General features: G+C 46.5%; 28 protein-coding genes, 1 tRNA gene and 2 riboswitches. Of the genes, 9 read left to right on the top strand and 20 right to left on the bottom strand.

From position 1 onward, the window contains the following. Positions 1 to 73: 73 nt before the first annotated feature. From FC61_RS04880 to larA, 5 genes are read right to left on the bottom strand one after another with little or no spacing between them, the layout of a single operon-like run. Positions 74 to 796, bottom strand: coding sequence for an MIP/aquaporin family protein (locus FC61_RS04880; protein ID WP_015639560.1), 723 nt, complete (start codon positions 794 to 796; stop codon positions 74 to 76). A 7-nt stretch (positions 797 to 803) separates the two neighbouring features. Further along, positions 804 to 1,640, bottom strand: coding sequence for an ATP-dependent sacrificial sulfur transferase LarE (gene larE / locus FC61_RS04875; RefSeq protein WP_021742928.1), 837 nt, complete (start codon positions 1,638 to 1,640; stop codon positions 804 to 806). A 6-nt stretch (positions 1,641 to 1,646) separates the two neighbouring features. Continuing rightward, on the bottom strand, positions 1,647 to 2,879 hold the full coding sequence (larC, locus tag FC61_RS04870; protein ID WP_021742929.1) for a nickel pincer cofactor biosynthesis protein LarC: 1,233 nt from the start codon (positions 2,877 to 2,879) through the stop codon (positions 1,647 to 1,649). After that, positions 2,876 to 3,637: a nickel pincer cofactor biosynthesis protein LarB gene (gene larB, locus FC61_RS04865; RefSeq protein ID WP_021742930.1), complete on the bottom strand. Its 762-nt coding sequence runs from the start codon at positions 3,635 to 3,637 to the stop codon at positions 2,876 to 2,878. The genes larC and larB overlap by 4 nt, the downstream gene beginning before the upstream one ends. Positions 3,638 to 3,639: 2 nt before the next feature. Further along, entirely contained in the window at positions 3,640 to 4,920 is a 1,281-nt protein-coding gene (gene larA / locus FC61_RS04860) for a nickel-dependent lactate racemase (RefSeq protein ID WP_021742931.1), read from the bottom strand. A 205-nt stretch (positions 4,921 to 5,125) separates the two neighbouring features. On the opposite strand from larA, the gene FC61_RS04855 reads away from it, so the two are divergent. Continuing rightward, positions 5,126 to 5,812, top strand: coding sequence for a Crp/Fnr family transcriptional regulator (locus FC61_RS04855; RefSeq protein WP_024855474.1), 687 nt, complete (start codon positions 5,126 to 5,128; stop codon positions 5,810 to 5,812). Between the two features lie 90 nt (positions 5,813 to 5,902). Here the strand turns inward: FC61_RS04855 and gad are convergent, their stop codons facing one another. The 4 genes from gad to FC61_RS04835 all read right to left on the bottom strand — a co-directional run bounded on the left by gad (position 5,903) and on the right by FC61_RS04835 (position 9,118). Then, positions 5,903 to 7,303, bottom strand: coding sequence for a glutamate decarboxylase (gad, locus tag FC61_RS04850; protein WP_042516765.1), 1,401 nt, complete (start codon positions 7,301 to 7,303; stop codon positions 5,903 to 5,905). A 94-nt stretch (positions 7,304 to 7,397) separates the two neighbouring features. Beyond that, complete coding sequence (locus tag FC61_RS04845; protein WP_021741509.1) at positions 7,398 to 7,760, bottom strand: TIGR02328 family protein; 363 nt, start codon at positions 7,758 to 7,760, stop codon at positions 7,398 to 7,400. Between the two features lie 11 nt (positions 7,761 to 7,771). Beyond that, positions 7,772 to 8,140 (bottom strand): YbgA family protein, encoded by a 369-nt coding sequence (locus FC61_RS04840; RefSeq protein WP_024526462.1) that lies wholly within the window; start codon positions 8,138 to 8,140, stop codon positions 7,772 to 7,774. Positions 8,141 to 8,311: 171 nt separating this feature from the next. Further along, positions 8,312 to 9,118: an aldo/keto reductase gene (locus FC61_RS04835; protein WP_035464400.1), complete on the bottom strand. Its 807-nt coding sequence runs from the start codon at positions 9,116 to 9,118 to the stop codon at positions 8,312 to 8,314. A gap of 216 nt (positions 9,119 to 9,334) precedes the next feature. Here FC61_RS04835 and FC61_RS04830 point away from each other — a divergent pair, with 216 nt between their 5' ends. Both FC61_RS04830 and FC61_RS04825 read left to right on the top strand, forming a co-directional pair. Further along, a complete protein-coding gene (locus FC61_RS04830) occupies positions 9,335 to 10,201 on the top strand; it encodes a DegV family protein (protein ID WP_021741512.1) in 867 nt (288 codons plus the stop codon). A 102-nt stretch (positions 10,202 to 10,303) separates the two neighbouring features. Further along, positions 10,304 to 11,653, top strand: a complete 1,350-nt coding sequence (locus tag FC61_RS04825; RefSeq protein ID WP_021741513.1) for a threonine/serine exporter family protein — start codon at positions 10,304 to 10,306, stop codon at positions 11,651 to 11,653. A gap of 331 nt (positions 11,654 to 11,984) precedes the next feature. Here the strand turns inward: FC61_RS04825 and FC61_RS04820 are convergent. The 5 genes from FC61_RS04820 to FC61_RS12380 all read right to left on the bottom strand — a co-directional run bounded on the left by FC61_RS04820 (position 11,985) and on the right by FC61_RS12380 (position 16,153). Further along, positions 11,985 to 12,057: transfer RNA gene (locus FC61_RS04820), tRNA-Ala, on the bottom strand. 59 nt (positions 12,058 to 12,116) lie between these two features. Further along, a complete protein-coding gene (locus FC61_RS04815; protein WP_021741514.1) occupies positions 12,117 to 13,337 on the bottom strand; it encodes an ABC transporter permease in 1,221 nt (406 codons plus the stop codon). Further along, positions 13,334 to 14,227: an ABC transporter ATP-binding protein gene (locus FC61_RS04810; protein ID WP_011668454.1), complete on the bottom strand. Its 894-nt coding sequence runs from the start codon at positions 14,225 to 14,227 to the stop codon at positions 13,334 to 13,336. The genes FC61_RS04815 and FC61_RS04810 overlap by 4 nt, the downstream gene beginning before the upstream one ends. 117 nt (positions 14,228 to 14,344) lie before the next feature. Then, positions 14,345 to 15,718 carry a nucleobase:cation symporter-2 family protein gene (locus FC61_RS04805; RefSeq protein ID WP_024526466.1) on the bottom strand — a complete coding sequence of 458 codons (1,374 nt, stop codon included), beginning with the start codon at positions 15,716 to 15,718 and terminating at the stop codon, positions 14,345 to 14,347. 128 nt (positions 15,719 to 15,846) lie between these two features. Beyond that, positions 15,847 to 15,945: riboswitch (purine riboswitch) on the bottom strand. Positions 15,946 to 15,997: 52 nt separating this feature from the next. Then, positions 15,998 to 16,153, bottom strand: a complete 156-nt coding sequence (locus FC61_RS12380; RefSeq protein ID WP_011668452.1) for a hypothetical protein — start codon at positions 16,151 to 16,153, stop codon at positions 15,998 to 16,000. 82 nt (positions 16,154 to 16,235) lie between these two features. Here FC61_RS12380 and FC61_RS04800 point away from each other — a divergent pair, with 82 nt between their 5' ends. The 4 genes from FC61_RS04800 to FC61_RS04785 all read left to right on the top strand — a co-directional run bounded on the left by FC61_RS04800 (position 16,236) and on the right by FC61_RS04785 (position 19,121). Then, on the top strand, positions 16,236 to 17,219 hold the full coding sequence (locus FC61_RS04800; protein ID WP_275452875.1) for an asparaginase: 984 nt from the start codon (positions 16,236 to 16,238) through the stop codon (positions 17,217 to 17,219). An 81-nt stretch (positions 17,220 to 17,300) separates the two neighbouring features. Further along, positions 17,301 to 18,464, top strand: coding sequence for a hypothetical protein (locus FC61_RS04795; RefSeq protein ID WP_035464402.1), 1,164 nt, complete (start codon positions 17,301 to 17,303; stop codon positions 18,462 to 18,464). A gap of 54 nt (positions 18,465 to 18,518) precedes the next feature. Further along, positions 18,519 to 18,863 (top strand): hypothetical protein, encoded by a 345-nt coding sequence (locus FC61_RS04790; RefSeq protein ID WP_011668449.1) that lies wholly within the window; start codon positions 18,519 to 18,521, stop codon positions 18,861 to 18,863. Between the two features lie 15 nt (positions 18,864 to 18,878). Continuing rightward, positions 18,879 to 19,121, top strand: coding sequence for a zinc-ribbon domain-containing protein (locus FC61_RS04785; protein ID WP_021741519.1), 243 nt, complete (start codon positions 18,879 to 18,881; stop codon positions 19,119 to 19,121). A gap of 80 nt (positions 19,122 to 19,201) precedes the next feature. Here FC61_RS04785 and FC61_RS04780 read toward each other — a convergent pair whose 3' ends face one another. The 6 genes from FC61_RS04780 to FC61_RS04755 form a co-directional block, all read right to left on the bottom strand. Further along, complete coding sequence (locus FC61_RS04780) at positions 19,202 to 19,393, bottom strand: LBP_cg2779 family protein (RefSeq protein WP_021741520.1); 192 nt, start codon at positions 19,391 to 19,393, stop codon at positions 19,202 to 19,204. 701 nt (positions 19,394 to 20,094) lie between these two features. Further along, on the bottom strand, positions 20,095 to 20,460 hold the full coding sequence (locus FC61_RS04775) for a hypothetical protein (protein ID WP_011668447.1): 366 nt from the start codon (positions 20,458 to 20,460) through the stop codon (positions 20,095 to 20,097). Between the two features lie 78 nt (positions 20,461 to 20,538). Next, complete coding sequence (gene tenA, locus FC61_RS04770) at positions 20,539 to 21,192, bottom strand: thiaminase II (RefSeq protein ID WP_021741521.1); 654 nt, start codon at positions 21,190 to 21,192, stop codon at positions 20,539 to 20,541. A 24-nt stretch (positions 21,193 to 21,216) separates the two neighbouring features. Beyond that, entirely contained in the window at positions 21,217 to 21,870 is a 654-nt protein-coding gene (locus FC61_RS04765) for an energy-coupling factor transporter transmembrane component T family protein (RefSeq protein WP_021741522.1), read from the bottom strand. Beyond that, complete coding sequence (locus tag FC61_RS04760; protein ID WP_021741523.1) at positions 21,867 to 23,276, bottom strand: ABC transporter ATP-binding protein; 1,410 nt, start codon at positions 23,274 to 23,276, stop codon at positions 21,867 to 21,869. The genes FC61_RS04765 and FC61_RS04760 overlap by 4 nt, the downstream gene beginning before the upstream one ends. Before the next feature lie 24 nt (positions 23,277 to 23,300). Then, the gene (locus FC61_RS04755) at positions 23,301 to 23,864 is read right to left on the bottom strand and encodes an ECF transporter S component (RefSeq protein WP_011668443.1); all 564 of its coding nucleotides are present in this window, start codon (positions 23,862 to 23,864) and stop codon (positions 23,301 to 23,303) included. A gap of 89 nt (positions 23,865 to 23,953) precedes the next feature. Further along, a riboswitch (TPP riboswitch) is annotated at positions 23,954 to 24,045 on the bottom strand. Between the two features lie 197 nt (positions 24,046 to 24,242). Here FC61_RS04755 and FC61_RS04750 point away from each other — a divergent pair. Beyond that, positions 24,243 to 25,166 carry a serine hydrolase gene (locus FC61_RS04750; protein ID WP_035464404.1) on the top strand — a complete coding sequence of 308 codons (924 nt, stop codon included), beginning with the start codon at positions 24,243 to 24,245 and terminating at the stop codon, positions 25,164 to 25,166. 221 nt (positions 25,167 to 25,387) lie between these two features. Next, positions 25,388 to 26,566, top strand: coding sequence for a serine hydrolase (locus tag FC61_RS04745; protein ID WP_035464406.1), 1,179 nt, complete (start codon positions 25,388 to 25,390; stop codon positions 26,564 to 26,566). The last annotated feature ends 41 nt before the right edge of the window (positions 26,567 to 26,607 follow it).

The raw sequence follows: 26,607 nt of genomic DNA, 5'->3' as shown, positions 1-26,607 counted from the left end.
CTTTCTAAAAACAAAAAGCAGGTTGCCTGATAAAGCCGGGCGACCTACTTTTTCAAAAATAACGAGTTAGAGCTTATTGGAAGACGCCCTGATAGAGGACGGCTGCCGCAATCGCACCAGCAATTGGCGCGACGATTGGCACCCAGCTATACCCAAATTGGGAGCTGCCTTTATGCTCAAATGGCCAAATGGCGTGGAGTAACCGTGGGCCAATATCTCTGGCGGGATTCAACGCTGGACCAGTTGGTCCCCCAAAGGAAATGACTAAACACATGACTAAGAAGCCTAAGCCGATAAAATCCGCCCGTGGATCAAGTTTATCGGCCGTCATACTGATGGCCCCCAACACAAGTAAAAAGGTTCCAATAAATTCGTTAATGAACCCATTTAACTTGCTGTCAGCGGCATCAATCGTGGAAAAGGTTCCCAGGATGGCTTCTGCGTCGGTTGTTTTGTCGTAGTAAGGCTTGTAAGCCAATACCAAAGTGAGTTGACCAATGATGGCCCCCAAGACTTGCGCCACGATGTAGGGCGCTACTTCGCCCCAAGGGAAATTACCCGTAACGGCCATAGCCAGCGTCATGGCAGGATTAATTTGCGCACCCGATACGGTGGCAAACATTAAGGCGGGGATCATGACCCCAATACCGTAGCCAAAGCCAATTAAGACCCAACCACCGTGATAACCTTTGGTACCCTTTAATTCAACGTTAGCGACGGAACCGTTACCCAAGGCAACCATGATAGCCGTCCCAATAAATTCTGCGATACAACGAACCAATAAAGAATAATGCATGTAAATTCTACCCCACTAAAACTTTCTCTTTTTGTGCTGCCGAAAGCGTTTGATTCATCCGACCACTGGAGAACCCTTGTAAATCAACAGTAATATAATCATACCCCAACTGGCGCAAGTTTTCAGAAACTTTTTCATTTTGAGCAACTAATTGTGAAAGTTGGTTAACTGGGACTTCAATACGGGCAATTTGATCGTGGACCCGAACCCGAACGGTAGCAAAGCCTAAGCTGCGTAAATAAGTTTCAGCGGCCATGACGCGTTGGAGCTTTTCACTCGTTAAGTCTGTGTTGTACGGGAAGCGAGACGAAACAGAGCAAGAGGCCACTTTGTTCCAATTAGTTAGCCCTAAGCTTTGAGCCAATTCGCGAACCTCGCGTTTATAGAGGTTGGCTGTTTGAAGTACAGAGACGGCACCGGCTTCGTCACGTGCACGCAGACCGGGCCGGAAGTCAGCGTTATCATCCATAATCATGCCATCTAATACGGCATCAGCATTGAATTGGGTCGCTACTTGTGTCATGGCTTGGTAGAACATCTGCTTCATGGCGTACCAAGATTCAGGGGTATTGTGCTTGATCTGATCATTAGCCAAGTAGTCTAATTGAATACCGGTAACTTGTGCGCCCATGTCCTTGGCTAGTTGACCAGCCATTTCGTATTCTGCATCTAAGAAGAGTTCGGAGTTGGCAACGACTGCGAGGACATTATCGCGGCCTAAAACATCTAAAGCCTCTTTCAAAACAACGGTCGAGTCAATTCCGCCAGAGAAACCGACTACGACCCGGTTGTAAGTTTTTAAGGTATTTTGTAAAGTTGTTTCTTTATCAGCTAAAGTCATCATAATTGATTATCCTTTCTGTTCCATAGTGGTAAGTTCATTTAAAATCTTGGCCTGTAAGTCAGCCATAGTCAGCTGATGAGTGGTTGCCAATTGTCGCAAATCATCATGTTCTAAGGTACGCTTGGTTGTGTTATGGTAGCGCAGATATTTGACATGAATCGGTCCGTAGCTAGTCGTGACTAACTTAACCTGGCGATCCATGATGGCACGGTGAACGTGGTGGTAACGAATTCCGATCGCTGGGGTGGTTGTTAGCAGATAGGTCACAATGGCGGCTTGTTGTTGGGGAGTAATCAAACAACAAAGTTTGTAAGCCGGGCGTCCTTTTTTCATGACAATGGGTTCACTCCAAGCATCCTTTGCGCCGCGATCTAACAGTCCCGCAATCGTATCGGCTAGTTGTTGGCCGGTGATATCGTCAAGGTTAGTTGCTAACAGCGTGACGTGATCCTGTTCTTGATTGACCGTTTGCTGGCTTAACTGGGAATTTACCAGTGTGGCCCGTAACGCATTTAGGCTGCCAGTCTCACGTTTACCAAAACCGTAGCCGGTCCGTTCAATAACGCCGTCACTGGTCGTGTCAAAGGCCGTGGCACAGCATTTGACAATGGCCATGCCGGTGGGGGTAATCAGCTCCGTATGCACATCGAAACGTTGATGAATCGAAATGGCAGTTCCAATCCGCATCTGCATGACAGCCGGTACTGGGACGGGAACGGTGCCGTGAGCAATCTCGATGGTGCCGCTCCCGTCAGCCAGATTATTCACAATGACGCGGTCAATGCCCATCAGTTCCAAGGCAATCGCCGCGCCGACCATATCGACGATGGAATCAATAGCGCCCACCTCATGAAAGTGAACGTCTTCTAAAGACTTATGGTGAACGTGGCCTTCAGCAATTGCGACCTGTTCAAACAGCGCAGTGGCCCGCCGCTTAACGGTGGGGGCTAATGTACTTTGCGCAATGAGTTGCTTGATTGTTGCAAAGCTCCGGCCGTGATGGTGACCATGTTCTGTAATGCCATTGTCTTTAACCTGGTGGTCGTCTAAGATGACATCGAAGTCAGTGCCTTGAATGCTTGAGCGACTACTAGGGGTGATGGTCAAATGGTAACCGGTCACTGGTAGTTTCTTCAATTCGGTTTCAAAGTCTGTTTGAGATAATCCGAGATCAAATAGCGCCCCTAGGAACATGTCACCACTGATGCCCGAAAAAGCATCTAACACTAATGTTTTCATGGCTGCTCCTCCTTCACGAGATGATTAATCATACTGGCATTGTAAGCCGCGCCGAAGCCATTATCGATGTTAACGACACTGATACCGGCCGAACAGCTATTGAGCATTGACAAAAGTGGTGTGAGACCGTTCAGATGGGTGCCATAACCGACACTGGTTGGCACGGCAATCACTGGCCGATCGACTAGGCCACCGACGACACTAGTTAAAGCGCCCTCCATGCCGGCGATGACGATCACAACGTTGGCTTGGCGAATGAGGGGTAATTTGGCAAATAACCGATGAATTCCGGCTACGCCAACATCATAGACGCGTGTTACCTGGTTGCCAAAGAGTTCTGCAGTCACAGCAGCTTCTTCAGCCACTCGCATGTCGGAAGTGCCGGCCGTGACAATGGCAATATTTCCGACCGCAGGTAAGGCGTGGGCAGTTCGGACTAACGTCTGTGAGGTTTGGTCATAGGCCAATTCAGGTAGTATTTCTTGGACCGCCGCTGACTTTTCAAGATCGACTCGTGTCACGAGGATGGGTTGTTGGCGTTTCTCCATAGCTTGAACAATGCCCACAATCTGTTGCGCGGTTTTACCAGCGCCATAGATCACTTCAGGATAACCAGTTCGTTGTGTCCGCGCCGTATCAATCTTGGCGTAGGCTAGGTCATCAAACCCGGTATCGCTGACCAGTTTGGCAGCTTGTTCTGGTGTGAGTTGGTGGTTAGCAACTTGTTGGAGACAAGTTAATAAATCAGTTGATGCCATTATTATTCATCCTTTACGATTACGCCAAGACCATCGGGAATGACCGTCACTTGGGCCGCAGTTCCTTCACGGTTGAAGGCGCTGGCGAGTGCGTCATCGATTGAGGTTGCCAGTTCCATATGCATGTTTGTGATGAGACTGGGTTCAACCAAGTCAGAAACCACAATCACGTGGTGGTTAACCAAGATCCGGGCCAGAATTTGTGAAGTCCATTGGTCAGGCACCGTTTCTAAGCGCGGTGTGTTAATCGCCTTATCCAAGAATTCTTGGGGATCGGCGACGTCAGCAATGTTGTGATAAAAGCCGTCACCACCATGACCATCACGACAGCCAGCTACGATGATAATCGTCCCATTTTGCTTATTGGTGGCTTCAGCGGCCGTCATGCCTTTAACTGCTTGATAGATATTTTGATCGAGTGGATAACCACCATTAGTGGTGATGGCAATGTCGCTCTTGATGGCCTTAACACCAGCTAACTCACCAACAAAATCCGTTCCTTGTTTATGAGCCGCTTCAAGGTCACCGGCAAAGGAGCCAATGATGTGTTTGTCTTCATCCAAAACCACGTTCAAAATAAACTGTAAACCAGCTTTTCTGGCGGCGTAGACCATATCATGGTGCACCATGTTGTGGTGAAGATTCCCGGTTCGAGAGTGCTTGTCGTTGATAAACTCACCGGAGTGGTTAGCCATGATTGTCTTGTAAGAAGAAATACCCGGCAAGACGGACTTGCGCCCACCAGAGAACCCAGCGAAAAAGTGGGATTCAATGAAGCCTTCGGAGATCAATAGATCGGCTTCTTCGGCCACCTTGTTGATAATGAGGTCACCGCCAGAAGGAAGCTTACCAATTTTCACCATGTCTTCATCAACTTGAGATTTATGCATAACAATTTCTTCATTGGCCACAATCTCTTCGCCATATTTGGCGACTAATTCGGCATGCGTTGAAGGTCGGTGGAATCCAGTTGCTACGAGAATGCGAATCCGCGCCTCTGGTGCTACTGAGCGCAAGCGCCGAAGTAAGATTGGCGTGATGATGTGTGAAGGAACGGGCCGGGTGTGATCAGAGCTGATAATCACAATATTTTTCTTTCCCGTAGCCAATTCTTCTAGGGAAGGACTACCGATAGGGTTGTCTAACGACTGTTCAACCAAGTTTTTTTCAGAGAGGCTGGCTTGATAGGTCGCTGCTTTGGATACCAAGGTGCCGGCTAGGTTGGCATCGTTGATGTGTGCCGTGACCGATCCGTGGTCATAAGGGAGCTTAATGTCTGCCATAATCTAATCAATCTTCTTTCTTTCAAAGGTACAGTTAGCAATCATAAACGTTTCATTTTCGTTTTCATTGACAATCCTCACTATGAAAGTGAATAATCGGATATCAATAGCCAGTGTCATTACCAAATGTTAAGGCGAAGGGGTATCCTTTTTCGCTAAGATAGGACTTTGCTAACGATAATTAATTTTGGAAGGAGTACCGCTTTTGCCGAATAAAGATATTGATGATCTGGTCCGCTTCTTAAAGGACAAACAGATTTCGACGATTACGAAGAAGTATCACAGTTATTTAACCTTCCACGGTCTGAAGGCCGCTAATGTCTTTATTTTGAAAGAAGGCATCATTAAGACGTCCGTTATCTTGCAAGACGGACGTGAATTTAACATTTCTTATATCAACCAACCTGACGTTATTTCACTGTTACATGACGAAGCTTTGCAATATGATGAGCAACCTTTTAACGTCCGCATTGAATCGGAGACGGCGACCTTTTATCAGGTTAATCGGGTAGAATTTTGGCAGTACGTGAATGCCAATTCAGAGTTACAGAACTACGTTAAACAGTATTATCGACACCGATTATCAGAAACCTTTGCCCGGATTCAACGACTCACCATGAACGGTAAGATGGGGGCACTGGCTAATTTCTTACATGACATTGCTGAGAAGTTTGGTCGGGATCTTCCCGATGAGGCCGGCGTGTTGATTGACTTTAACGTGACGAATGAAGATATTGCTGGGTTCTGTGGCATTGCTAATCAAACCAGTGTTAGCCGTATGATGCGTAAACTTAAGCTTGAAGATATCATTGACTTTGGCATGAGCAATGATGGCAAACGCCGAATTATCATTACCAATATGAAAAAATTAGACGACTACATTGCCTATTAATTTTGGTAAAAAAAGCTACCACAACCATTCACGTCGATTGACATGGATGGTTACGGTAGCCTTTTTTGTGATGAAATGAACGATTGATGATTAGTGCGTGAACCCGTATTTTTTAGGTTGCGGATCACTATGGAAAACGATGTGTGCTTGGTCGAGATCGTGAATGGCTTGGGTTAGATCATCAATAAAGTCGTGGGCCATACTCATACCAAAGTCAGCCCGAACCACAATCCGTTGAATCACGCGGTCCGCCATGTTTTTTGGTAAGGGATAGGTGGGGACCTGCCAGCCCTTCATTAATAGCCGATCGGATAAATCGTAGAGGGTCCATTCGCGATCAGAATCGGCAGTGAGTTCATAACAGATCAGCGGTAACTCGTGGCCGTCATTAATGAGGGAAAAGCCCCCTAATTTAGTGAGCGATTTCGCGAGATAGCGGGCAACGTCGTGAGTTTTTTCTTGAATTTCACGATAGCCATCAAAACCAAAACGAATAAAGTTGTAATACTGACCGATTAATTGGGAGGCACTGTGGGAGAAGTTGATGGCCATCGTAGGTAGTTCACCACCCAAGTAGCTGACCTTAAAGACCAGCTCTTTTGGTAGATACTGTTGGTCACGCCAGATTACCCAGCCGACTCCGGGGTAAACCAAGCCATATTTGTGGCCGGAGGCATTGATGGAAATCACGTTGTTTAAACGGAAGTCCCACTTGAGCTCGGGTTCAATAAACGGCGTGTAAAATCCGCCGGAAGCGGCATCGACATGGATATATACCGGGAACTTAGTCGTCCGATTATACCGCTCTACAACGGCATCTAATCGGGCTAAATCGTCGTATTGTCCAGTATAAGTGATGCCCATAATGCCAACGATACCAATGGTGTAGTCATCCACGTAATCTAACACGTGATCGACATTCAAGGACATGTGGTCATCGTCCATGGGAACGACATGCATGTCGATGTCCCAATAGACACAGAATTTTTCCCAACAAACCTGATAACCGGCTGAGATGACAATATTAGAGTGATGGGCATTTAAGTCAAGACCGTTCGCCTTGGCGCGCTTACGCCAAGCAAACTTCATCGCCAAACCGGCCAGCATACAGGCTTCGGAGGAACCAATCGTTGAGGTGCCAGTGAACGACTCAGCTTCCGGAGCATGCCAGAGGTTGGCAATGATATTAACGCAACGATTTTCAATTTCAGCGGTCCGAGGATACTCGGATTTATCGATGGCATTTTTCTCCAGTGTATCCTTCATGAGTTCAACAGCTTCCGGTTCCATGTAAGTCTGACAGAACGTGGCGAGATTCAGCCGCGAGTTTCCTTCATCTAGCAGTTGATCGCGAACCAACCGATCGGCTTCACGGGGCTCGAGCGCGTGCTTCGCCAATTTATATTTGGGGAGGTCGTGGCGTTCAGCGGTGGCCCCGAAGATTGGTGTGAGCGTCTCATCTGTTTCATGCGTGTGTTTTCCATACAACATAGCCATAGTCAGTCACCCTTTCTTTAGAGCGAGTATAGCATGATTGGCAATGGGGGTAAATCGATTGGCGATTAATTAGTCAGGCATTAAGCTATTAAAGGATGATGCCTTTAGCCTGTAAATTAGAGCGGCAGACTTGGAGGTAGGCGTCGTCGTGTTCTGGATAAATGGGGGTGGTTAAGGGAACCGGAATGAGGCTGGTGTACGGTGCACAGTGTTTGCCGCGATAGGTGGGATCAAACCAGTGATGATCGGGGGTATAGCCGCGTTCTTGCATAGTATGCAAGACGAGTAAGTGAAATTGATATAATTTGTAGGGGGAGTGGTCGAAGACGTAATCAACGGTCGCGTGTTTCCGGCCCCAACCGTTGCCGCGCAATGCTGCGAGCTCACGGTGTTGTCCCAATAGTTGTTGGCGCGGTAATTGGGGAATTAAGTATTCATGCCATAGGCGCATAGCCAGCCTCCTTAGAGTTCTTGAATGAGTCGAGAGTTTAACAGGTAGTCAACTTGGTAGGTGTGCGCAAGTTGTTTCAGAAAGGGCCCTAACTGGTCGTTATCAGGCGTTAAAGTTGCGAGTAATTGGAGATAGGTGGCCCGTTCTGCTGGGGTACAGCGTTTCTTGAAATACCCCCAGACATGTTGGTAGGCCGTGGTTAGCGTCTGTTTTGTGGGCGTTAATGTGTTAGCAGTCGCAAGCAATTGCGAGAACGCTCGTTGTTTATCGGCGTTCCAAGCGTTATTTTTAGCTAAGGCTCGGCCTTGATTATATAGATGCTGTGATCGAGCCATCAGCCAATATTTATTGATAGCCCAAGTGGTTTGCCAGGTTGTCAATGGCCGTCATCTCCTCAGTTAAATGGCTAGTTGTATTAAATCATAGTTGGGGGAAGTTAGCGACTCTGCAACTGAAGAAAAGCCCCCAACTGGTGATATCAAAATAAGGACTTCCGAACCAATTAATCGGAAGTCCTTAATAGTTTTAGTTGCGGTTAATGTCGATCAACTTTAATCGTAGTTTAAATGTTTATCTTGATCTAGACCGTTAATTTCAGCAATTTCATCAGCGGTTAAGTTAAAGCCGGAGATTTCGAAGTTTTCCTTAACACGAGCTGGTTTTGAGGACTTAGGAAAAACGACAAACCCGGTATCAATTTGCCACCGCAAAACAATTTGTGCCGGTGACTTACCGTACTTTTCTGCGAGCTTAGTAATCACGGGATCTTCGAGGATTAAATGACCGTGACCAATTGGTGAGTAACCCTCGTTAACGATATCGTTATCCGTATCAAATTGACCTAAATCAGCCTGAACTTTGTATGGGTGACGTTCGATTTGATTGACCATAGGTTTGACGGTTGCCATCTCAAAGACCTGTTTTAGTTGATCTTCAGAGAAGTTAGAGACACCGATAGCGCGAACTTTCTTTTGTTGATACAGAGTTTCTAGCGCCCGCCACGTATCTAAAGTTAACTCGAAGTCGTCTTCATTTGGCCAGTGAATCAGGTATAAGTCCAGGTAGTCCAATTGTAAGTCGCTAAGTGTTTGGTCAAAAGCGACTAGGGTCTTATCGTATCCCTGATCGGCATTCCAAACTTTGGAGGTGATGAACAGATCAGAGCGGTCAATCCCAGAGGCCTTGATTGCTTCACCAACAGCTGGTTCATTGCCGTAAATGTGTGCGCAATCGAGATGCCGGTAGCCGGCATCTAAGGCCGTCTTTATTGCTGCTGGAACGTCCTTGCTGTCAATTAAGTAAGTACCGAAGCCTAACATCGGGATGGTAACGCCGTTGCTTAATTGTGTCGTTTCCATGTAATTACCTCGCTCTTTCAATATTTTGAATTCCATGACATAAGTTCATGATACACCAGTGTGCAGGGAGTTTCATGGATGGTGCTTCATTGTGAAGAGGTAGCGAATAGTTAGGGGGAGGGTGTATAGTTTTAGTTATAGGAGCACGCGTATAAAGGAAAACATGGAAGGCTATGGGGACGCTGGGCGTCACTAGCAGATAGGAAGGCGAGAGATATGTATAAAATTATGACGGATTCTGAATGCGGATTACCGGAGGCTTTTTTAAATCAGCATGAGGTGGGGGTCGTCAGATCTTTTGTGCAGCTTGAAGATCATCAGTTTGGCGACTATTTTTATAATCAACAAAACACAGCAGCTTTTTACGACACGTTAAAGCATGGGGGGCATCCAACGACCTCACAAATCAGCATCGGCGAGTACATCGCGGCTTTTGAAGGGATTATTGCACAGCACATACCGATTGTTTTTATCGGCATGTCAAAGGGGTTAAGTGGGTCATTTAATAGTGCCAATCAGGCTCGAGATATTCTGTTAGAAAAGTATCCGGATGCCCAGTTAATGATAGTGGATACTTTGGCAGCTTGTGCTGGGGAAGGTTTATTAGTCATTAAAGCCGTCCAATTGCGTCAGGCTGGGATATCACTAGACAAGGCGATGACGCAGCTCAATGCTTGTCGCTTGCAGGTGCACCATTTCTTTACGGTGGCCAATCTTAAATTCTTGTATCAAGGCGGGCGCCTATCTAAGCGGGATGCAGTCTTGGGTGATATGTTGCATATAAAACCTATTTTAGATGTGGATGCCCAGGGCAAACTACGCGTGATCAAGAAAGTTAGAACGAGTTCTCGGGCGTTTAAAACGTTAGCCGATATGATTCTAGCGGATATTCAGGCCGATGATCAGACGGTTCTAATCTCAACCAGTGGGGACTGGGAAGCCGCCGAGATGGTCCGAAAGCAAATTCAGGGGGCCTCTCCCAAACTTAAACTCATGGTGACGCCAATTGGGCCAACAATTGCGAGTCATACCGGTTATGGTTGCTTAGGCGTCTTCACTATGGGAAAGACACCGCGGCAATAGGCTCAGATAATTCTAGTAATCAAGATGAGCTTCGGTTAGCCTATAAAAATTGGGCTATAATAAATCTATATTTGGTATATTTAACGAATGGAGAAGGCATAGATGACGAAAAATGATGAAAAAGCCCTAGATTTTCATTTATCGAATCAACATCATATGAAGATTCCTTGGGGGGCATTTGTAAAAGATGAACAGGTCCCAGCGCGAGAGGCATCCTTGCAGGATCGTGCCTCAATTGTGGGAAGAATTGGTATTCTCATGCTCTCATGTGGAACCGGTGCTTGGCGAGTTCGTGATGCGATGGATAAGGTTTCGCGGAGTTTAAATTTAACGTGTTCCGCCGATATTGGTTTGATTTCACTATCCTTTACGTGTTTTAGCCGGCAAGGCAGCTATTCGCAGGTCTTGTCGCTGCCCAATACGGGGGTTAATACAGATAAATTAAATATTTTAGAAGAACTAGTTGGGAATTTTCAAAAAGACTTTTCCTTTCTAACCGTCGATGAGATCTATGAGTTGATTGATAAGATTGAGAGTCGACCGAAAAAATACTCGGCCTTTGTTTCTGGAGCAGCTGCGGCATTGGCCTGTGGCGCCTTTATTTTTCTCTTAGGCGGGGGTTGGCCGGAGATGATATGCTCGTTTGTTGGCGCAGGCTTGGGTAACTTCACTCGGGCCAAAATGGGCAAACAAAAAATCACGACACTGGCCAGTACTGCTGTGGGGGTCGCCATTGCTTGTTTAACGTACATGGCGTGCTTTAGGATCTTAGAGGTGGCATTCCAAGTTTCGGCCCAACATGAAGCTGGATATATTGGTGCCATGCTCTTCGTTATTCCAGGCTTTCCCTTTATCACCAGCATGTTGGATATTTCTAAGCTAGATATGCGCTCAGGGCTGGAGCGGCTAGCTTATGCGATAACGATTACCACGGTTGCGACTTTAGTCGGCTGGCTCGTTGCGTTACTCTTCAATTATCACCCTGAGAATTTCATTCCGTTGGGATTATCGCCATTATTACTGTTATTATTACGATTACCCGCTAGCTTTTGTGGGGTGTATGGCTTCTCGTTGATGTTTAATAGTTCACAGAAAATGGCGATCGTTGCCGGCTGTATTGGGGCGGTTGCTAACACTTTGCGGCTTGAACTGGTACAGTTAACGACGATGCCACCAGCCGCGGCAGCATTCTTTGGCGCGCTGTTAGCTGGTCTGATTGCCTCACTGGTCAACCACTATAATGGGTTTCCCCGAATAACCTTGACGGTACCTTCAATTGTGATTATGGTGCCAGGATTATACATCTATCGCGGTATCTATAACATCGGTATCAACGAAATTGGAACGGGAGCCTTATGGCTAACGAAGGCCGTATTGATTATTATGTTTTTGCCAATTGGCCTGTTTGTCGCACGTGCTATTCTGGATCGCGAGTGGCGCCACTTTGATTAAGATTGGTATAGCAAAAGGGCTTATGCTACTTAAGGGAATGTTTTAGACATTCAGTCAAAGATATTTTTCTGTACTAGGATATTAATAGCAAAAAAATAGTTCAATCATCAAGGGACGTCTATTATAGGCGTCTCTTTTTATGAGGAAAAAGATAAAATAAAAACTGCTAGCCAGAAAGCTAACAGTTCAATCCCTACCACCGCTATTTATTTTGAACCCAAAGTAAATGCCATTTTAGAAACTGAATGCCATTTTATGAGTCTGTATGAAAAACTAAAAAAATAAAAACGTTGATTTGATAAGCTTATGGACGCCTATGATATATCACCAATGGACCCTACCGGATTTGAACCGACGACCTCCTGCATGCGAAGCAGGCGCTCTCCCAACTGAGCTAAGGGCCCAAAACTTACCCATTAAGTATAGCACTTTACTGCTAAATGTTAATGGGTAAATCGGCAGCTTACTGATGCCGAAGTCGCTTGAGTAAGTGTTGCCATAAATTTTGACTATCCGTTTGCAGCATGAGCCGTTGATATTGACGGCCCACGTACAAGGCAAAGAGACCGATTGTAGCCAATAAGATAGTCAGTGAAATGAGTTGTTCACCCCAATTGGCCGTGTTGTTAATAATCCGCATGGGCATGAAATAGGACGAAAAGAAAGGAATGTACGACAGAATCTTAACCGCCAAGGCGTCTAAGTTATTTTGAAAAGGGAAGGCTGCAAAGAAAGCGAGCATACTCAGCATAACGACCGGTTGGGCAGCCTTGGAAGCATCTTCTGCTTTGGCGACCAGTGCGCCACTGTAAGCGGCGAGAATGGTATAAATCACAACGCCTAAGAACAAGAAGAGCAGGTTGATATTAAAGAGGTTATGGATAACGCCATTAATGAGGGCCTGGTTATCGGCCAACAGTGGCTTCAATGCGGCATTGTTCACGGCAATGGAATAGCCGGCCCAACCACCTAGTAGGTAGATGCCAATTTGGGTCAAAATAACCAACATGATCCCAGCAATTTTACCAACAAAATAACTCGTTGCCGTGGTGCTGGAGAAGATGATTTCCATAATCTTCGTGCCTTTTTCGGAAGCAATCTCCTGGGCCGTGATCGACGAATAGGTGATAAGGATGATATAGATCATGGTAATTAAAATCCAAAAAGAGATGGTTCGAGTTAAGTTAGTCGTGCCAGCCTTAGTGGCAATATGTTGCTTAAAGACAGGTGTTCGAGCTAACAAACGTTGTTGCTTGGCCGTCAATTTGGCATCTTGATAGTTTTGCGCCTGTTGGTACTGACTGAGAAAGTTTTGTACTTGAGCTTGTGTCCCACTGGAAAGAGAATTGTTGCCGTGGTAGTCGGCGCGAACCCGATCAGTAGTAGTGGAAAGGGTCAAGTAACCCGCCAAATGATTTTCCCGCATGGCTTTTTTTGCCTGCGTTGGTTGGGTGATTTTACGGTTGACGCCAGTGGCATGCTGTTTCAGGTAACTCTGACGTAGGGTAGCCGAATCACTAATCACAGCGATTTGCTTACTGCTGGCAGCGCTATCGGCACTGACGTAGCTAATGCCTACCGTTAGAGCGATCATCAAGAAGGGGCTAATTACCATGAAGAAAAAGCTCCAGGATTTAATTTGGCGTAAGTAGGTTTCGAGGGTCACAATCCATGTCTTTTTCATTGATCTTCCCCCACTTTCAAACGGAAAATTTCATCAAGGGTTGGCGGCTGTTGGCTAAATTCTTCAATATAATGACCTTGTGTCAAAGCGTCAAAGATGGCGGGGCCAGCATTAGCGTCATCTAGATGCAGAAGATAGTGGTTGGCGTGTCGTGAAGTGACTTGTGTAACGTGTGGGAGTGTTGCTAAACGTTCAGAGGTCCAGTCCGTCGTGACATACAGTTCGGTCTTGCCGAATTGGTTACGGACGTCTTCTAGCGTTCCATGCAAGACGATATTGCCCTTACGTAACATCACCAATTGATCACATAGAGCCGTGACATTTTCCATATCGTGGCTAGAGAAAATAATCGCTGCGCCAGCTTGTTTGGCGGTGAGAATTGCCTGTTTTAATAAATCAGCGTTGACGGGATCTAATCCACTGAAGGGCTCATCCAAGATTAGCAGTTGGGGGTGATGGATCAAGGTACAGATTAACTGCACCTTTTGTTGATTCCCCTTAGATAGGTCTTTAATTTTACTACGCCGGGTACCCTTAACGGCGAAGCGGGCCAACCAGTCATCAATCTGTGGCCGAATGATTTTGGCAGATTGACCTTTGAGACGGGCCAAGTAAAGTATCTGCTGTTCGATGGTGAGCTTGGTCATCAGACTGCGTTCTTCGGGTAGATAGCCAATTTGATCGAAGTCGGTCGCTGTGATGGCGTGACCCTGCCACTGAATCTGTCCCTCGTAGTGAATGAAGTTTAAAATGCTGTGAAAGGTTGTGGACTTACCGGCACCGTTTTGCCCGATGAGGCCCAAAATTTGGCCTTGTGGGACGTCAAATGAAATGTCATTTAGCGCTTTGACGGGGCCAAAAACCTTGCTAATGTGCTGAATGCTAAGCATCATGTACGCTCCCCTATAAATTGATGACTTTATTATACGCGAAGCACGCGTTGAAGCCAAAAAAATCGCGAGTTATCAAGGCAAAGGAACCTGATAACTCGCGGTTGGTTGATGAATTTAATTTCTATTCTGCGATTGCGCGTTACTGTTGACTTGGGCCTGAGCTGGTGAAATAGCCCGATGTGGCCGCATATTGAAGATGATGTTCAAGATCACAGCGGAGAAGCTCCCAATAACAACGCCATTGTTTAAAATAATTTGGAGCGATTGGGGAAATGCTTGGAAGATTTGAGGGTAAACGGTAACGCCTAGCCCCAAACCAATCGAAATGGCGGAGACCAATAAGTTATTATTATCTTTAAAATCGACTTGTTGAAGCATCCGGATGCCTTGAACGCCGACCATTCCAAACATTACGATCATCGCGCCACCTAATACGGGGTTGGGAATAACAGTTGCTAATGCGCCAATTTTAGGTAACATACCCAATAAGATCAGAAATGCTGCGGAAAAGTACAGTGGTTTACGAGTTTTAACACCGGATAGTTGGACAACCCCAACGTTTTCAGAAAATGTCGAATAGGGGAAGGTGTTAAATAGCCCGCCTAAGATAACGGCAATACCTTCTGCCCGGTAGCCGCGCTTCAGATCTTTTTCTTCTAACTTTTTACCCGTGATATCGGCCAAGGCGAAGAATACGCCAGTTGATTCGACCATTGTGGTGAGGGATACCAGAATCATGGTGAGAATTGATGACCATTCAAACTTGGGTGTGCCGAAGTAGAAGAACTGTGGTAAGTGGAACCAACTAGCTTGAGCAACGGGAGCCAGTGAGACCATTCCCATCCCACCAGCAATCAAGGTACCGATCAGAATACCCGCTAAAATGGCGAGGGATTTCATGAACCCTTTGGCAAATGCATTTAAACCGAGAATGATGGCCATGGTCAAAAACCCAATTAACAAGAATTTGGGATCCCCAAAATTTTTAGCCGTGGCACTTCCGCCACCAAGGTCTTGAAAGCCCACGGGGATTAAGGTGAACCCGATAATGGTGATGAGCGACCCCGTGACTACTGGCGGAAAGAAGTTCTTAATCCGAGAAAACCAGCCGGCGCTGAGAAAAACAAAGATTCCGGCACTAATGATGGCCCCGTACATGGCCCCGACACCATAGTTACTACCGATGGCTTCGAGCGGGGTAACCGCCTGAACAGCACATCCCAAGACGACGGGGAGGCCGATTCCAGTCAGTGGGGTGCGTTTCAATTGTAGGAGCGTTGCAATCCCACACATAAAGATATCCGCGCTGATTAAGTAAGCCATTTGCATGGCATTGAAATGTAAAGCGCCCCCGATCAGTAAGGGGACTAAGACGTCACCAGAGTACATGGCTAGTAAGTGTTGAAAACCTAGAATGGCGGCTTTCCAAGTGGAAAGTGATTGACCATTTTCTGAAGACGAAGATGTTGCGGATTTTGTGGACTGCAAGAAAAGTTCCTCCTTCTCGCGATTGTCCATACGCCGCCTAATAGGTTTTTTTGAAAATAAAAAAGCTCCCTTGCAAAAAGAGAGCCACTGAAAACTTAGACCGATGAACACTTTTCATCGGCAAAAAGAGTTCATCTCAATTTGCTTATAGTCCAGAATTTACGGTCCTGGGTAGAAACTCGCCAACCTTATTATGGCATTATATAGGCAATCACTTATTTTAATTGGTTGAATGTTCCTTACTTTACCACGGCAAAATGAAAAAAACAACACGACAAGTCATTTTTTGAAACGATGCCAGAGTTTTTTGATACCGTCACTGAACCAGCTCAACAACGGCCCCCAATCAGCTAAACCACCCGAAGAACTATACTTTTTGGGATGGACGTGTGGCCCTGGGTGGTAGTATGGATCAGTTTCATCTTTTTTCGCCATTTGATGATCATCCTCTCCGAATTCTAACTTAATTTTACTGCAAGTAGGGTACAATGTGGATACCAATATTTTTCGAAAGAAGTTGACACGAGTGAAGAAGATTTTAGCCATCCACACTGGCGGCACGATTTCCATGTCGCAAAATGACAAGGGGGAAGTGGTCCCTAACGCGCAGAATCCAATTGCCCAACAAGAAACTATTTTGGCCGGACGAGTGGAGTTGTTTACGGATGAAATGTTTAACCTGCCTTCACCCCACATGACACCGGTTCAAATGTTACAAATTAAGCAACGAATTGATCAGGCCGAACGAGACGGAATTGATGGTGTCGTGATTACTCATGGGACGGATACGTTAGAAGAGACTGCCTACTTCCTAGATCTGACATTACCCAGCACCATTCCAGTCGTCGTTACTGGCGCGATGCGGTCCTCTAACGAAGTAGGATCTGATGGCTTGTATAATTTCCAATCGGCGATTGAAGTAGCCGCAGATGATGCCTCACGAGGGAATGGGGCGATGGTCGTGATGAATGATGAGATTCATACGGCCCGTTATGTGACCAAGACGCACACGACCAATGTGGCCACTTTCCGGACACCAACCTTTGGTCCAATTGGGATTGTTGCTAAGGATCATGCAGCTTACTTCCAAAAGCTCATTCGCCAAGATACGTGTGATATTGACCATGTAGTCGATCACGTTTACTTGATTAAAGCGTACGCGGGGATGGACGGTAGTTTGTTTGACTTCCTTGGTAACGATGAGACGGCTGGTCTAGTCATCGAAGGGTTAGGCGCCGGTAATTTACCACCCCAAACGTTACCGGCAATTCAACGACTACTCGACCGCAAGATTCCAATTGTCTTAGTCTCACGGTGTTACAATGGGGTCGCCGAGGATATTTACGATTATCAAGGCGGCGGTATTGAACTACGCAAGATGGGCTTAACGCTGTGTCAAGGCCTAAACGGACAAAAGGCCCGCATTAAGCTATTAGTTGGTTTGAGCGCTGGTTTGCAAGGCGACGCACTCCGTCAGTTTTTAAGCACAGCCGTTTCTTAAGTAAAATGGCAACCGACTTGACGGGCTATTTTAGGCAATATATGGTAAGATTTTCAAATAAATAGACAAGGGGGTCGTCATGTGAATTCAATTGTGAATGATTTAAACCGGGCCTTGGCCCAGCACCTGCTGGTCAACGTTTACCAAACGAATCAAGAGGTCGTTTATACCGGCTACGTGACGACAGTCAGTGACACTGGGATTATTCTGGCAACCTATGATGATTATGGGATTCCAGATGGTGCGGTGTTCCTGGACTTAACCGCCATTGATGAAGTTGAGTTTTCAAGTGATGATTTAGATAATATGGCCTTTCGAATTCAAACGGCTCAAGATGAGCAGTTTGTTCAAGCTGGTGGGTTGACCCTACAATTTGATGGGCACCGGGACTTGAAACGGCAGGTACTCAGTCATGCGTGGGTGGACCATCTCGTGTTGATGTTGGTGTTGAAAGATGACGAACACTTTTACGAGGGAATCGTGACCAGCGTTGCCGCCGAACAGGTGAGCTTACAGTTGCTTAACAAGTTTGACTATACGGATCAACCGTTATTAACGCTGACGCCCAAAGACATTGAGGTCATTGAATTTCAGGGACAAGAGTTGACCTTGCAAGGGATCGCGTTACCGCATCTGCAAAAGTTAAGTCACGTTGCGCCAACGACGGTTACTGATGCTGATCAGTTTGCGCCAACCTTGCAACAGCTAGTCGGTAAAGAACCGTTGGTGGCCTTGGTACCAAAGCATAATCGCGAGCTATTCTTCGTAGGACGAATTAATACGGTGACCGCTGATGGGGTGATCATGAATCTACTAGATATGACCGGCCAATTTGGCGGCTATACACTGATGCGACTTAGCGAGCTACACGAGATTGTTTTGAAGTCTGATTATTTGCAAACTATGCGGTTGTTTGCGTTACTCAATCGTGCGCGGCAACAACCGATTCAGCCGGTGCTTAATGATGAGCGACTCTTCGATGCTACGGTTGACCAGTTTGGTGCCCGAATTAGCCAGGCAGCCGCCTTTCGCACGATTATTCGTTTAAAACTGCATGATGGCACGGATTTGCTCGGTTTCCCAAGCCAGGTAGGTGGTCAACGATTTATCTTCCATGAGATTGATGACCAGCAGGTCGACCAAGTTGGTCAAGTTTATCGGTTAGCCGATGTCGATGAGGTGGCCTTTGGCTACTTGGATGCGTATCTGGTAGAGCGCCAATTGCGAGTAGAAGGCGATCTGTAACGATTACGCAACGGGAGGGTTATCTCCCGTTGCGCTACATAAGGAGTTTTTAGGATGAAATGGAAACAAATTCCGCGTTGGCTACGCGATACAATTTCAGTTGTTGTAGCGATGTCGGTGTTATTAGTGATTTACGATGCCTTTTTCGCTAAGCACGTTAATTGGGCGTTAGTGCCCTTACAGATTGTCGTTGCCTTTCTAGCGGTGGGCGTCTGGAGTTTTTTCAGTTACCGGAGTCAGCAAAAACGTCAATTGGCGGAGGCGCAGAAGAAAGCGGCCGCCGAGAAGCGTCAACAACAGCGACAAGAACAACAAGCGTTGGCGGCTAAAGAGGCGGCGGTTGCTCGTCAACGCAATTTGGCGCGTAATCAGGCTCACCAGCAGCACCGTCACGAGTAGAGGGGAGGCAGTTGAATGGCAGCTGATTTAAAGTTTTGTCCGCATTGTGGCGCTCCGGTGACAGCTACAGATGATAGTTGCCCGAAGTGTCAGACGGATCTGCGCCCCTATCGAACGAATGATCCGGCGTCGTCGTCGCAGAAGCTGAATCTGGGCGCGCTATATGCCAATCCTTACCGTGAGGGGATGAAACGGTTACGTAAGCGAGAAGCGACACCGGATAAGCCCAGAAAGTGGCATTGGCCATGGTCCAAATAAATTAATGGCAAAAAAAGATCCGTGTCAGTTAAGTTAAGCTGACGCGGATCTTTTAGCTTTAAGTTCAAAAAGTAAGCTAACTATGGCTTAGTTGTGATGAAACTTTGCAAAGAACGCTGTTCATCGCTAGTCGGTTTTAGTTCGCCAGTCTTAATAGCATGGAACCGTTCGACTGAAATTCTTGAGCCGAAAGCCATTTCACCATCTGTTTTATCGTATTTCTTTTGGTAGGTGATGATTGCTTCGGCCAAATCGGTTAATTCTTGACTCATTCATAATCCCTCCAAATGATAATCGTAATGACTGCTTAGGTTCATTATACTAAAGTTTGGCAAAAGCGGCAGGATAAGTCTCAATATCTGGAAATTTTTTTGGATTCTACTTGATGAACGACGCAAAATTGCGTAAACTTATACCCAATACGATGTTTCTTAACATGCTAATGTGATGTGTTACTGATTTGTTAGCGGATTTTTGCATGGCCGTCACAGTCTTGCAACACTTCTTGATTAAGCTAGTCGGTGGATAGTCATAGACGGCGACTAGTGAGGTGACCTGATGAACTTAAGGCGAACAATCTATTGGCTCATCACGGCAGTGGTTGTGTTGGCACTTGTTAGTGGGCTTTCCTGGTTTATGATGGGAAAGCGGACAACCACTCAAGTAAGGTCGCAACCAGCAATGGTTGATTCCTCGCGTGTGCGCGCTTTTCGTACGACGCTTAAATAACTGCGAACAGGATGAGGATGTTCGCCCCGAAGCTGGGTTTGCCCAGTTGTTTCACTTTAATCAACGGTAATCATAATGATTACATGACTACAGTCACTTGTAGTTTATCAAGCAGGGAAACGGGTCGGCCTTCGGGTTGGCCCGTTTCTTTTTGCCAAAAGTGTGGGCCCGCATCCATTGGCGTCTATTTCAGTTAACTAAAACACAAAGAGTCCGAGGCACAAGCCCCGGACTCTAATAAAGATTAATGAACATGGTGCCAGTCACTCTTGCGGTCATGAATATCAGTCCGAATCCCCAAAATGGCAATTAGGAAGGCAATCAGGGCGATAGCGATGATTCCTGTCCAGAACCAACTTTGGGTATAGATAAAGGTAAAATAGGCAAAACCTAAAGTGCTTAATAAAATGACGGCAAGGCTAATCAATAAGTGTTGGCTGTGAATGAAGATAGCGGCCAGCGCTAAAACAACGGCGCCACCAAACATGTCATCGCCACTAGCACGACTACCAAAATTCCCCCATAGGGCATACCCCTCAATAAGCAGGCCTAGCGCCAAGGCTAACCAGCCAAAAAATTGGACAAACGTCAAGCGTTGTATTCGTTGCATCTTGCCACCTACTTTCCCCAAATGCTAGCCTTATTATAACGCACAACACTAGCATTGGAGAAGTGATCACTGGCCGCGTTAGTTAACAGACCAATCTTCGTGGTCTAATGCCATTTGCCAGAAGTTAAGTTCATACCAGCTACTTTTTTTGAAGATGGTTAACAGCTCAGGCGTGTTTTGTGGCGTGGCCACCAGATTAGCGAGGGCCAGTTGATCGGTCATTTCGTCGGTATAATCATCGGCGTTATAGCTATCAATCCAAGCCTGGTAAATCGGAACGGGTGAACCAACCTGTGCCAGCATCGCCCCAATTTCAGCATATAGCCAATAGCAGGGGAGTAAACCAGCAATGGCACCGGCTGATCCTGCCGTCATCAGTGCACGATATAGATGGCTCGTATAAGCATAAGCACTAGGCGCCATGGGGGTTGCCGCAAGATCGTCATCGGTAATGGCTAATTCTTGAAAGAACCCTTGCCGGACAGCCATCTCACCGGCTCGTAGTTGTGCAGCGTTAGCCCGTAGTTGCGCAATAACTTGGGGTTGTTGACTTTGATCGGCGGCGAGGTCATGAACTTTAGCGAATTCTTGCAAATAATAGTGATCCTGAATCAGGTAGTAACGGAATGTTGCTAACGGAAGAGTTCCCGCTTGGAGCTGTTGGATAAATGGATGGTGTTTAGAGGCCGCCCAACTTTTTTGAGTGGCTGCGTGTGCTTGATCGGTGAACATCAGTGAAACTCCCTTCAAATTGAGCTAAGGCAACCCACAGAACAGTCCCAATTGGACTAGCAGTAAGCTAAGTCCAAGTAACCACCAGTCTCGGTGGCGGAGTGGGATAGTGGTGGCATAAGTTCGTGGGGCCCCTTCTACAAAACCGTGAGACGTCATGGCCGCGGCCAACTGGTCTGACCAGTTCATAGCGGCAAGGATAACTTTAAAATAAAGCTGGGGTGACCAAATATGGAGTACTTGGCCGCGCATTAAGGCCGCCGCTTTGATAGTTGCAACTTCCGCTTGAATTTTGGGCATGAGGTTGAAGGCGGCTAGAAAACCATAAGCAAATTTAGCCGGTAACTTAGCGTTTTGTTCTAACGAACGTGCGAGAGCGAGTGGTTGTGTGGTCTGGCTAAACCAGCCACCAAGGTAAACGTACACAAAGATTCGAGTGAAAATGACGCCTAAGAAGTGGGGTGTGGTGCTTCCCTGGAGTTTTAGTGACCAGACTAAGGCACTGGCGAAAAAGAGTGGTACTGCCGTCAGCCAAAGCAATCGCTTGAAAGAGACATGGGCATAAATCATTAATAGCAAGCTCACGATCAATAAGGCCAGATTGACCATCCACACCTGTGTAAATGAAATTTCAAAAGCAATTAGAATAACGAGACTGAGCTTTATTGTGGGATTCATTGATCGGCCTCCTGATAACGTAATTGGCAATCGGCTAACTGCAAATGTAGGGTAACGAACCCATCGAGACCACTGAGTTGGTGACTAATCATGATTAACGTTAACTGCAAGTCGTGCTGAACGGTTTTGAGAATCGACAGCACAGCTTGGATTGAGTCATAATCTAAGCCTTTTAGAGGCTCATCTAACAGTAAGACTTGCGGAGCCATCATTAGCATACACAGGAGCTGGACCTTTTTTTGTTGACCGCCACTCAGCGTGTAAATAATTTGATCACGCTGTTGGGTAAGGTTAAGTTGCGCGAGTAACTGATCCACACGTTCAGGCGTAAAGTACGTCTGCCGACCGTACTTATGGGATAAAGCAATCTCTTCAGCAACGGTAACGTTGAGAAATTGTGCACTGGCCGATTGAAACATGAGGGCAACTTGGCGCGCATAAGCTTTGCGCCGGCGTTTTTGAATGTTAATGCCGTCATAAGTCAGGGTGCCTTGATAATCGGTTAGCCGGACGAGCGCGCGTAAGAGAGTGGATTTGCCACTCCCATTAGGGCCCGTAATCAAGGTTATTTGATGGGCAAAGAGACTTAAATCTTGCGGATTGATGAGTTGTCGCGTGCCTTGTCGTAAGCCGAGGTCTTGTCCCTGGAGAATAACGGGGAGCTGACGGTCGGGTAAGGTAACGTGAGTCAGTTGGCGTTGTGGTGCGCTAAAGATCGCCAAGCGTTGTTGAGTCGCTTCTGGAGACAACGTGGTCAGATGACCGGCTTCAAGGACGGAGAGATGATCAATCCACCGCTCATAAAGGCTCAGGTCATGGTCTGCTAGAATGATCGTTTTACCATGAGCCTGACTGAGCTGAACCAAGTTCTGCAATAGGTCCAAACGAGCAGCCGGATCAATGCTAGCAAAGGGTTCATCCAATAGAATCACCTTACTATCCATTGCCACAATCACAGCCAAGGCAACTTTTTGTTGTTCACCACCGGAGAGGTGTGTGAGATGGCGATTCTTAAGGCTGGTAATGCCCACAAAGTCCAAGGCAGCCGCTATTTTAGCTGGCATCTCGGCTGCCGAAATCTGCTGATTTTCTAAAGCAAAGCGCAGTTCGTCAAGGACGGTATCCATGGTAAATTGCGTACTGGGTTCCTGAAATAGCATAGCGACTTGACTGGCACGTTGGGTAGCTGGTAACTCCTGTAGTGCTTGGCCGGCGAGTATTATCTGGGAACCGGTTGGCAAAGGCAGCAGTCCAGCAATGAGTTTTAATAACGTTGATTTTCCACCACCGGAGGGTCCGGTTAGTAAGTTAAAACTGCCATCGGGAAAAGTCGCTGACAAGTCAGCTAAGACCGGGTGCTCTTGGTTGGGATAGGTAAAAGTTAAATTGCGAATAGCGGTGGTCAAACAAATTCCTCCAAACAGTTAAGGTTAACGGTTAGTTGTAGGTAAGACGTGGGCCCGGATTAATAAATTGGCAATCAGCTTGGTTAAGACACCGCCAAAGAAGAAGACAGATAGCAAGCGAACGACAAATAATAGCAATAAGAAGTTAAGGTGATAAGTGGCATAACCACTACGTAGTAAGTCCCAAGCGAAAGTAACGATGGTGGTGGTTAAAGTACTGAGGGCTAATGTTCCCCAACCAAAACGCTTATAACCAGTCGCTGCAAAGCCAATTTCAGCCCCAAGTCCCTGGATCGCTCCGGAAATTAACGTACTAGCTCCCCAGATGCCGCCGAGAAACATTTCGACGACGGCGCCGAGAAATTCCCCGAGGGTTGCGGCACCAGGAATTCGAATGATGAACCCCGCTAAGGGACCGGCCATCACCCAAACTCCCAGTAGGATTTCATTGGCGAGCGGTTGTAAGCCAAGGGGGGCCAATGCTGCTGCTAACAGGGTATAGACCGGGTTCAGGGCCCAGAAAATAACGCCCATAAAGATTGCCAGAATGGTAACCAAGATAATATCGCGTAAATGCCAGTTTTTCATGAGATGAAACCTCCTAAAAATTCATTAACTGTGGCGACCAAATGACAAAAAAATCCCCACTAAGTCATGCCTAGTGGGGTTCATTGATAAGTCTAAATTAGACGCGTTCCCTTCGCTGGTTCTAACCAGAGCAGGTTCAATGGGTTTAATCTCAGCCATAATGGCACCCCAGTCATATGTGATTAACTTTAGCCTAACCAATTTGTTCAGAAATTGCAACCGTTACCGAGAATAATCGTAACCAAAGGATGACCGGTCACGGGGCACAACCATTCAGGGAAAAGACGGGTTAATCAGTAACCAGATAGTTTTGACCAGTGGGGATCACCTATGCTAAAATTCATAGGTTATTTTAATTATGTAGAAAGAAGCGGCGGAATGAAAAAAATGAAGTTAAAACGGTGGGGCCTGCTGGTGATGGCGACGATCTCACTAAGCGGTGTGACAACAGCGGTTACTGCGCCAGTACAGGCACACGCAGCAACGTTTAAACTGGCTAAGGCCAAAGCAGCGGTTGCCATGAATGCAGATACGGGGAAAGTGGTGTGGTCTAAGGCTGGAAATACAGCCCGACCGATTGCTTCTGTGAGCAAGATTATGACCCTTTATCTAACTTTAGCTAAGGTTAATGGGAAGCAAAGTAACTGGAACCATAAGGTTAAGATCACTAGCCGCGGGTTGGTCTCAATGAGCCGAAGTGCAGCCTGCGGCGGATTTAAGTTTAAGCTGGGTCATAAATACACGGTTAAACAGTTGTATGATGCAGCTTTCTTGGATTCATCGAATAATGCCGCGATTGCTTTAGGTCAATGGGTTAGTGGCAGCAATGCGAAGTTCATTAAGAAAATGAACACCCAAGCTAAAGCGTGGAAATTGGGGAAAGCCCATTTTGTTTCCGCCTCAGGTCTTGAAAATAGCGACTTGCAATATTACGGTTATCGCTATGGTACGGCGAATGCCAATATGGTTTCTGCCAAGGATGTCGCGTTGATTGCCCGGCACTTAATCACGGACTATCCCCGGGTTTTAACGGATGGACAAGTAGGATCGAAAAAGGTTGCTGGTCAGTTGTGTTACAACTACAACAACCTCTTGGCCGGCCGGAAGTATTATCAGGCTAGTCTAAATGTTGATGGCTTGAAAACCGGTTATACACCATTAGCCGGTTACTGTTTTGTTGGAACCGGTCAGATGGCGGGTAAACACCGGATCATCACAGTTGTCTTGCATGATGAGGATGAATTTACGGAGACGCGTTCTCTGATGAATTATGCCTATCAGTTAGCCGGTATGGATGCTTAATGAATCGAGGTCGTCACTAACGAATACGGGTTAGTGGCGTCTTTTTTTGTGGAAATTGTCCTTCGTCAACAAGTTAGTTAAGCCTAGAAACGATGGATTACGATACCGTTACGTCCCCAACAAGCAAGTTACAAAACGATGGCTATCCTTGTTTGGTCATTGTTGTCCGTGTTAGGGTAATCCTTGGAAGATTTAATCTGAGAAAAGAGGACAATGTAATTATGGGATTGAAGAAAGCCAAACGCGCAATCATGGCAGTGGCATTGACGGCGGCGATTGGTAGTGGTGTGTTGGTTGGCACACAAGCTACGGCACAGGCGGCAACGGCGTACAAAACGGTTTCCACGAAGACGTTGACGAAGACCGCTTATCACAAAAAGAGTACGGCTGGTGCGCTTTATAATCAGACACATACCAAGAAGGTGGCCGCACTAAAAACTTACCCCAACACCACCTGGTATGCGACCAAGCAAGCGACATTAAAGCATAGTAACTCAAAGGGCATTTACTATTACGTTAAGAATAAGTCAGGCTCGGTCAAGGGCTGGATTTGGCATGGCTACCTGAAAAAGGGGAAAGCGCCATTTGGGTTGAAGTATGCGAAGAATGCGATTGCATTGGATTATACAACGGGTAAAGCCGTGTGGTCAAAGAGCGCGAATACTGCGCGACCAATTGCGTCCGTTTCAAAGCTGATGACGCTATACCTCGTATTGAAGAAGGTTGATGGGAGCGCTACGAAATGGAATCAGGTCGTTGATACCAGTAGTAAGGGCTTAATTGCGATGGGCAAGAGTTCAGCTTGTGGTGGCTTCCTGTTTAAGACCGGACACAAGTACACGGTCAAGGAACTTTATGATGCAGCCTTGCTAGACTCCTCAAATAACGCGGCCATTGCATTGGGTAAGTGGGTAGCCGGTAGTAATGCGAAATTTATTAAGCAGATGAATGCGCAGGCTAAGAGTTGGAACCTGGGTAAGGCCAGCTTTGTTTCGGCGTCCGGACTCGAAAATGATGATCTAAAAGCGTTCGGCTACGCCTACGGGAGTAAAAATGCCAACATGGTATCGGCTAAAGATGTTGCCTTGATTGCCCGCCATTTGATCAAGGATTATCCTCGAATTCTGACTGATGGTGCCGTTGGTTCTAAGAACGTGGACGGTCAACTATGCTATAACTACAATAACCTGTTGAAGGGCCGGAAGTACTATCAGTCATCCCTGAAGGTCAATGGTTTGAAGACCGGTTATACGCCACTAGCCGGGTACTGTTTTGTGGGGACTGGGCAAAAGTCAGGTAAGCATCGGGTCATCACGGTGGTCTTACATGACATCAATGAATTCACGGAAACACGTTCATTAATGAATCACGCGTACACTTACAGCAGTATGAACAACTAAGTAAAAGGCTCGTCGCAATTAAGCGGCGAGCCTTTTTACTT

Origin of the sequence: Levilactobacillus brevis ATCC 14869 = DSM 20054 (assembly GCF_001433855.1) — a bacterium.
Lineage (GTDB): Bacteria > Bacillota > Bacilli > Lactobacillales > Lactobacillaceae > Levilactobacillus > Levilactobacillus brevis.
Note: the sequence above shows the minus strand (reverse complement) of the source record. Positions and strands in the feature narration are given on the sequence as shown.

Coding starts and splice junctions, on each gene's coding strand:
- FC61_RS04880 (WP_015639560.1), bottom strand. CDS start 796: ATGCATTATTCTTTATTGGTTCGTTGTATCGCAGAATTTATTGGGACG.
- FC61_RS04845 (WP_021741509.1), bottom strand. CDS start 7,760: ATGCGCCTATGGCATGAATACTTAATTCCCCAATTACCGCGCCAACAA.
- tenA (WP_021741521.1), bottom strand. CDS start 21,192: ATGTTCACCGATCAAGCACACGCAGCCACTCAAAAAAGTTGGGCGGCC.
- FC61_RS04745 (WP_035464406.1), top strand. CDS start 25,388: ATGGGATTGAAGAAAGCCAAACGCGCAATCATGGCAGTGGCATTGACG.
- FC61_RS04765 (WP_021741522.1), bottom strand. CDS start 21,870: ATGAATCCCACAATAAAGCTCAGTCTCGTTATTCTAATTGCTTTTGAA.
- FC61_RS04830 (WP_021741512.1), top strand. CDS start 9,335: ATGTATAAAATTATGACGGATTCTGAATGCGGATTACCGGAGGCTTTT.
- larA (WP_021742931.1), bottom strand. CDS start 4,920: ATGGCAGACATTAAGCTCCCTTATGACCACGGATCGGTCACGGCACAC.
- FC61_RS04810 (WP_011668454.1), bottom strand. CDS start 14,227: ATGCTTAGCATTCAGCACATTAGCAAGGTTTTTGGCCCCGTCAAAGCG.
- FC61_RS04835 (WP_035464400.1), bottom strand. CDS start 9,118: ATGGAAACGACACAATTAAGCAACGGCGTTACCATCCCGATGTTAGGC.
- gad (WP_042516765.1), bottom strand. CDS start 7,303: ATGTTGTATGGAAAACACACGCATGAAACAGATGAGACGCTCACACCA.
- FC61_RS04825 (WP_021741513.1), top strand. CDS start 10,304: ATGACGAAAAATGATGAAAAAGCCCTAGATTTTCATTTATCGAATCAA.
- FC61_RS04755 (WP_011668443.1), bottom strand. CDS start 23,864: ATGAAAAACTGGCATTTACGCGATATTATCTTGGTTACCATTCTGGCA.
- FC61_RS12380 (WP_011668452.1), bottom strand. CDS start 16,153: ATGGCGAAAAAAGATGAAACTGATCCATACTACCACCCAGGGCCACAC.
- FC61_RS04780 (WP_021741520.1), bottom strand. CDS start 19,393: ATGAGTCAAGAATTAACCGATTTGGCCGAAGCAATCATCACCTACCAA.
- FC61_RS04750 (WP_035464404.1), top strand. CDS start 24,243: ATGAAAAAAATGAAGTTAAAACGGTGGGGCCTGCTGGTGATGGCGACG.
- larE (WP_021742928.1), bottom strand. CDS start 1,640: ATGATGACTTTAGCTGATAAAGAAACAACTTTACAAAATACCTTAAAA.
- FC61_RS04790 (WP_011668449.1), top strand. CDS start 18,519: ATGAAATGGAAACAAATTCCGCGTTGGCTACGCGATACAATTTCAGTT.
- larC (WP_021742929.1), bottom strand. CDS start 2,879: ATGAAAACATTAGTGTTAGATGCTTTTTCGGGCATCAGTGGTGACATG.
- larB (WP_021742930.1), bottom strand. CDS start 3,637: ATGGCATCAACTGATTTATTAACTTGTCTCCAACAAGTTGCTAACCAC.
- FC61_RS04815 (WP_021741514.1), bottom strand. CDS start 13,337: ATGAAAAAGACATGGATTGTGACCCTCGAAACCTACTTACGCCAAATT.
- FC61_RS04775 (WP_011668447.1), bottom strand. CDS start 20,460: ATGCAACGAATACAACGCTTGACGTTTGTCCAATTTTTTGGCTGGTTA.
- FC61_RS04785 (WP_021741519.1), top strand. CDS start 18,879: ATGGCAGCTGATTTAAAGTTTTGTCCGCATTGTGGCGCTCCGGTGACA.